The sequence below is a fragment of the Devosia oryziradicis genome (genome assembly GCF_016698645.1).
GTDB lineage: Bacteria > Pseudomonadota > Alphaproteobacteria > Rhizobiales > Devosiaceae > Devosia > Devosia oryziradicis.
Window position 1 is genome coordinate 953,341 of sequence record NZ_CP068047.1, and the last position, 6,660, is coordinate 960,000.

Below are 6,660 nucleotides of genomic sequence, written 5' to 3' on the forward strand. Positions count from 1 at the left end.
CGAAAACCTCCGGTATCCTCCCTCCATCACCCCGCATGGGCGGCCTGCAGGCGAACAGTGGCGGGGCGGGCCGGGTGGGGGTTTTGCCTCTCCCACAGGTTCGAGCCCGGACGGAAGCGTGTGCGCGACCGGCCCGGTGCTGCTCCAAAAACCGGCACCCCGAGGCGGCTTCCGTCTCACTTTTTTATCCCTACGAGGCGAAAGCCGTCTCGGGGTTCGCCCGTTGCCATCCTGGCATACGGCTCGCCATCTATTCGACAACCGCGATCCAGGCGGCACGTGCGCTCGCCCTCTTTTCCCTCGCCAAACGCTCCCCATATATGATCCCGTGATGGAGCAGTGCCGAATGTCGGGCGTTTCATCAGACGACGCTTCCGCCGCGTGTTCAGGTGCCTCCGGGGCCGGGCAGCGGGCGAGACAAGGAGAGTTGCTTTGAATATCGAGAAATATACCGAGCGGGCCCGTGGCTTCATCCAGAGCGCCCAGGCGCTGGCGCTGGGCAAGGGCCACCAGCAGTTTGCGCCAATCCACCTGCTCAAGGTCCTGCTCGATGACGACCAGGGCATGGCCAATGGGCTGATCGAGCGCGCCGGGGGTGACCCCAAGGCGGCGCGGGCGGGCGTGGAAGCGGCCATTGCCAAGATCCCCACCGTATCCGGCGATGCCGGCCAGCTCTATCTCGGGCGCGAACTGGCGCGCGTATTCGACACCGCCGAAAGCGCGGCGCAAAAGGCGGGCGACTCCTACGTCACCGTCGAGCGTCTGCTGCTGGCCCTGGTGGTGGAAAAGGACACCGATGCGGGCAAGATCCTTGCCACGGCAGGCCTCACCCCGCAGACGCTGAACGAGGCGATCAACGAAATCCGCAAGGGCCGCAATGCCGACTCGGCCACCGCCGAGAACAGCTATGACGCACTCAAGAAATATGCGCGCGACCTCACGGCTGATGTGCGCGAGGGCAAGCTCGACCCGGTGATCGGTCGCGACGAGGAAATCCGCCGCACCATCCAGGTGCTGAGCCGCCGCACCAAGAACAATCCGGTGCTGATCGGTGAACCCGGCGTCGGCAAGACCGCCATCGCCGAGGGCCTCGCCATCCGCATCGTCAATGGCGATGTGCCCGAATCGCTCAAGAACAAGAGCCTGCTGTCGCTCGACATGGGTGCGCTGATTGCCGGCGCGAAGTATCGCGGCGAATTCGAGGAGCGCCTCAAGTCCGTGCTGAGCGAGGTGACCTCTTCGGACGGGCAGATCATCCTGTTCATCGACGAGATGCATACCCTGGTCGGCGCCGGCAAGGCCGATGGCGCGATGGATGCGTCCAATCTGCTGAAGCCCGCTTTGGCGCGGGGTGAACTCCACTGCGTAGGTGCGACGACGCTGGACGAATACCGCAAGCATGTGGAGAAGGACCCGGCGCTGGCCCGTCGTTTCCAACCTGTCTTTATCGACGAGCCGACCGTGGAAGACACGATCTCGATCCTGCGCGGGCTCAAGGAAAAGTACGAGCTGCATCACGGCATCCGGATTTCGGATTCGGCGCTGGTGAGCGCGGCGACCCTCAGCAACCGCTACATCACCGACCGCTTCCTGCCCGACAAGGCCATCGACCTGATGGACGAGGCGGCGGCGCGATTGCGCATGGCCGTTGATTCCAAGCCCGAGGCGCTGGACGAACTCGATCGCCGCATCATGCAGCTCAAGATCGAGCGTGAGGCGCTCAAGAAGGAAGACGACGAGGGCTCCAAGACGCGCCTGCTGCGGCTCGAAACCGAGCTGGCCGATCTCGAGGAACAGGCACAGGGCCTTTCGGCCAAGTGGCTGGCTGAGAAGGAGCGGTTGCAGGGGTCACAGAAGCTCAAGGAGGAGCTCGATGCGGCACGGTCGCAGCTCGAAATCGCCCAGCGCCAGGGTGACTTGGCCAAGGCGGGTGAGCTGGCCTATGGCGTCATTCCCGAGCTGGAGAAGAAGATCAGGGCAGCCGAGGACGCCGATGGCGACGGCAAGGCCGACCCGGTCATGGCCGCCGAAGTGGTCACGTCAAGCGACATCGCCCAGGTGGTCAGCCGCTGGACCGGTATCCCGGTCGACCGGATGATGGAAGGCGAGCGCGAGAAGCTCCTGCATATGGAGGCCTCGCTCGGTGCCCGCGTCATCGGGCAGGCCGAAGCGGTTGCGGCTGTCGCCAAGGCGGTGCGCCGCTCGCGCGCCGGTCTGCAGGATCCGAACCGGCCGATCGGCTCGTTCATGTTCCTGGGGCCAACCGGGGTGGGCAAGACCGAGCTGACCAAGTCGCTGGCCCAGTTCCTGTTCGATGACGAGACCGCCATGGTGCGCCTCGACATGAGCGAGTTCATGGAAAAGCACTCGGTGGCCCGACTGATCGGCGCGCCTCCGGGCTATGTCGGCTATGACGAGGGCGGCGTCCTCACCGAAGCCGTGCGGCGCCGGCCCTATCAGGTGGTGCTGTTCGACGAGATCGAGAAGGCCCATCCCGATGTGTTCAACGTGCTCCTCCAGGTGCTCGATGACGGGCGGCTGACCGACGGGCAGGGTCGGACGGTGGATTTCCGCAACACGGTGATCATCCTCACCTCCAACTTGGGCGCCGAATATCTCGTCGACCTCAAGGACGGGGATTCGGTGGAACTGGTACGGGGCAAGGTGCTCGATATGGTCAAGGCGGCCTTCCGGCCGGAATTCCTCAACCGCATCGACGAGATCCTGCTGTTCCACCGCCTCGGGCGCGAGCATATGGGGTCGATCGTCGACATCCAGTTCGGCCGCCTGCTGTCGCTGCTGAAGGATCGTGACATCAGTCTCGAGCTGACGCCGCGGGCCCGCGAGTGGCTGGCCAATGAGGGCTATGACCCCGCCTATGGAGCGCGACCGCTCAAGCGTGTCATCCAGCGCGCGGTGCAGGATGGACTGGCCGAGGAAATCCTGGGTGGCAGGGTCAGCGATGGCTCGCGCGTAGTGGTCGATGCCAATGACGATGGCATTGTCCTGCTGCCCGGCGGGGCCGGCGCAGCCGACGCTGCCGCATAAACAAGACGGACGAGGCCGGTCGCAGGACCGGCCTTTTTCATTGCCTCGGCAACCGTAACAATGTAGAACAAAAAGAGAACTACGGAGCAGTCCAGTGGCAGACCAAATCGACTATATCGAGTTCCCTTCCAGCAACCGCGCCGTGACCAGCGCCTTTTTCCAGGCCGCCTTCGGCTGGGGCATCACCAGCTATGGTCCAGACTATGATGGCATCAACAATGCCGGCATCGATGGCGGCATCGACCAGGCAGCGGAAAAGGTGTCCTCGACCATGGCCGTGGTACGGACCGACGATCTCGACGCCGCGGAGCGGCGGGTGATCGCTGCCGGCGGCCTGATCACCCGTCCGCAGTTCGACTTTCCCGGCGGACGGCGCTTCCATTTCCGCGAGCCGGGCGGCAACGAGATGGCGGTCTACATCGCCACCGAATAGGCTCGGGCAGGAATCAGCACCGGACGTATCATGAGCCAGGATATCGCCGCGCCGCAGAGCCGCCGTTTCGTATTGGTCGCGGCTATCCTGGCATCGAGCATGGGTTTCATCGACGGCTCGGTGATTTCGATCGCCATTCCTGCCATCCGCGCCAATCTGGGGGCGACGCTGCCCGACGCGCAGTGGGTCAGCAATGGCTATCTGCTGTTCCTGTCCTCGCTGATCCTGCTGGGCGGCGCGGCGGGGGACAGGTTCGGCCTGCGCAACACCTTTGGTCTGGGCATCGCCGTGTTCGTCGCGGCCTCGCTCATCTGCGCAATGGCGCCAACCCCGCTGGTCCTGATCATCGCGCGGGCCGTGCAGGGGGCCGGCGCCGCTTTCATGGTGCCGGGGAGTCTCGCCATCATTGCCAAGGCCTATCCGCGCGAAGAGCGGGGTCGGGCGATCGGCATCTGGGCCGCCGCTTCCTCGCTCACCACAATCGGTGGGCCGATTATTGGCGGCTTCATGTTGACGGCTCTGGGTGAGTGGAGTTGGCGGCTGGTCTTTGCCATCAACCTGCCGCTGGGCCTCGTGGCACTGGCATTGTTGTGGTTCCGCGTGGCGCCGGATCGTCCGGAAGCCGGGCGGCGGCTCGATGTGGTGGGTGCGATTTTGGCCACGCTGGCCTTGATGCTGATCGCCTACGGCCTGACCGGCGATGGCAGCGAAGGGGCCCCGCCGCCGTCGCACTCAATCGTCTGGTGCGGCGCCGGGCTCGTATCGGCCGTGGCCTTCCTCATCTGGGAGGCCCGGATTGCGGCCCCGATGCTACCCCTCAGGCTTTTCGGCAATCTCGGTTTTTCCGGCGCCAACGGGCTGACCTTCGCCCTCTATTTTGCCTTGGGCGGCACCATATTCTTCCTGCCCATGACGATGATTGGTGGCTGGGGCGTGTCGCCGGCGACCGTATCGATCGCACTGCTGCCATTGGGCCTGGCGCTGACGGCACTCTCCTCGTTCAGCGGCAAGTGGGCGGACCGGTTCGGACCGGGACCGCTGATCGCGCTGGGTTCGCTGATCGTGGCCGGTGCCTTTGCCGGCCTGGGCCTCACCGCGCCGATGCACTCGGTGTGGCTGGCCGTATTACCATGCATGGTCCTGCTCGGGCTGGGCATGGGCCTGGTGGTTTCTCCGCTTTCGACGGCGGTGATGACCTCGGTGGAAGACGGCGATACCGGCGTGGCTTCGGGCGTCAACAATGCGGTGGCGCGAGTGGCTGGGCTGGTCGCTGTCGCCCTGCTGGGTGCCATCGTTGCCCCGGTGTTCGACGCAGCGCTGGGACCGGCGGCCGAACTGCCGATTTTCTTCGGCATGGCGGCGGAAGGGCTGAGCGCGCAGGAAGAGGCATTGCGCCTGGCCGCGACAGATGCCGCCTTTGCTACCGTGGCCTATGTCACGGCGGCATTGAGCCTGGTCTCGGCCGCCATTGCCTGGCTGACCCTCGAACGCAAGTCGCGCTAGGGGTTGGCCTGGGCGACCGTGACGGGCGCGGGCTCGCGCGCCATCAGATCGTTGATCTGGGCCATGGTCTGCTCGAACTGCGCCTCATATTGCTGGGGCAGCACGTTGTCCTTGGGGAGCTTGACGCTGAGCGGATCGACCAGGTTGCCGTTGATCTTGATCTCGAAATGCAGGTGCGGGCCGGTGGACTGGCCGGTCGAGCCGACATAGCCGATGATCTGGCCCTGGCGCACATGGCTGCCGACCCCCAGTCCATCGACATACCGCGACATGTGGCCATAGGCGGTTTCGTAGCCGTTGACGTGCTCGATCTCCACCTTGTTGCCGTAGCCGGACTGCCACTTGTAGTACTTGATGATGCCATCGCCGGCCGCATAGATCGGCGTTCCCGAGCGGGCCGCCAGGTCGACGCCGGTGTGGAGCTTGCGGGTGTGGAAGATGGGGTGGATGCGGTAGCCGAAGCGCGAGCGCAGCGTGCCGCCGCCTTCCAGCGGGCGGCGGGTCAGGAAGCGTTTGCCGGTTTCGCCGTCGGGGTCGTAGAAATCCACCACCCCATCGGCCGTCGCGAAGCGGTAAAGCTGGCGCTTGGTCGTCCCCAGAGTGAGGCCAACATAGAGCAGTTCGGTGCGACCCTCGGCATCGGGTGCCGTCTCGAGGATTTCGATCGAATCGCCGGCAGCGATCTTCTTGGTCATGTCCACGTCGTAGGCGAACATGCCGATGATGCGCTCGATGGTGGCATCGTCCAGGTCATGCTTGCGGCCCGTCTCCCAGATGGAGCGATAAATGCTGGGGAGGTTGGCGACGTTGACTTCCTCGGTGTCCTCGTCGGGGAAGGTGATTTCCGCCGGCGCCAGGCCGAGCACGTACTGACCCTTGTCGGTCAGGGCGACGGTGGCGCGATGGACATCGAGATTGCTGCCGTCATCGTGGAAGTAGATGCTCAGCCGATAGGGAATAAGCGTATTGGAGGTGCGCGACGGGCCGAACAGGATGCGCAGGCGGGCGCGCGCAGGTAGCTCGGTCGAGGGGAAGACATTGGCCAGGGTGTCCTCGATGGCTTCGATCATCGGCCCGGTGAAACCGTTGCGCCGCATAATGTCTTCCAGCGGGGTCCGCTCCCTGATGGTGAGGATGCGTTCGGACCGGCCAAGCGCCGCATCGGCAGCCTGGGTGGTCTGAGGCATGACGGTGACGTTTTCGACGATACCGCCCAGCGTCCCCGAACCGGGCAACAGTCCCAGGTCTCCCACGGACGGCGCCAGCGCCGCATAGGCCAGGGTGGGAGCGGCCGGATCATCGCTGAAGAAGGTGGCCTCGACTACGCTGCGCACATATTCGGCGGCCGACTGATCGGAAATGGCGCGCGGCGGCACGAAGGTCATCGGCATTTCGGCGAGCTTCACCGCTACTTCGCCCTCGACCTCGGCGCCATAGACATCGGTATTGATATCCATACCCGCCGTCGCGGCAATTGGCTGGGTGGCATTGAGGATGGCCACCGGATCGTAGTCGGGGATTCCCTCGGACAGCGATGTCGGCGCGGTGGCAAGCGTGGCGCTTATGCGCAGGAAAGGCTGGTTGCGGATCATGTCCCGACCATCGACCGTTTCGCGGATCGAGGCTTCGATGACCTGGAGGTCGGAGCGCGTGGCCGTGATCGGGCGGAGGCGCGA

General features: G+C 64.9%; 4 protein-coding genes (1 of these 4 only partly in view). 3 read left to right on the forward strand and 1 reads right to left on the reverse strand.

Translation table 11 applies throughout. The features are described 5' to 3' along the window. Positions 1 to 432 precede the first annotated feature (432 nt). The 3 genes from clpB to JI749_RS04845 all read left to right on the forward strand — a co-directional run bounded on the left by clpB (position 433) and on the right by JI749_RS04845 (position 4,984). Complete coding sequence (clpB, locus tag JI749_RS04835) at positions 433 to 3,048, forward strand: ATP-dependent chaperone ClpB (RefSeq protein WP_201660010.1); 2,616 nt, start codon at positions 433 to 435, stop codon at positions 3,046 to 3,048. A 94-nt stretch (positions 3,049 to 3,142) separates the two neighbouring features. Beyond that, the gene (locus JI749_RS04840; RefSeq protein WP_201660013.1) at positions 3,143 to 3,481 is read left to right on the forward strand and encodes a VOC family protein; all 339 of its coding nucleotides are present in this window, start codon (positions 3,143 to 3,145) and stop codon (positions 3,479 to 3,481) included. Positions 3,482 to 3,511: 30 nt separating this feature from the next. Beyond that, positions 3,512 to 4,984: an MFS transporter gene (locus JI749_RS04845; RefSeq protein WP_201660017.1), complete on the forward strand. Its 1,473-nt coding sequence runs from the start codon at positions 3,512 to 3,514 to the stop codon at positions 4,982 to 4,984. Here JI749_RS04845 and JI749_RS04850 read toward each other — a convergent pair. After that, positions 4,981 to 6,660, reverse strand: partial view of a M23 family metallopeptidase gene (locus JI749_RS04850; RefSeq protein ID WP_201660021.1) — the 3' portion only. It continues 294 nt past the right edge of the window; the window shows 1,680 of its 1,974 coding nt (coding positions 295–1,974); the start codon falls outside the window, past its right edge; it ends in the stop codon at positions 4,981 to 4,983. The two genes, JI749_RS04845 and JI749_RS04850, sit on opposite strands and share 4 nt — an antisense overlap.

Bases quoted from the DNA above. Each gene is read 5' to 3' on its own strand.
- JI749_RS04845 (WP_201660017.1), top strand. From the start codon at position 3,512: ATGAGCCAGGATATCGCCGCGCCGCAGAGCCGCCGTTTCGTATTGGTC.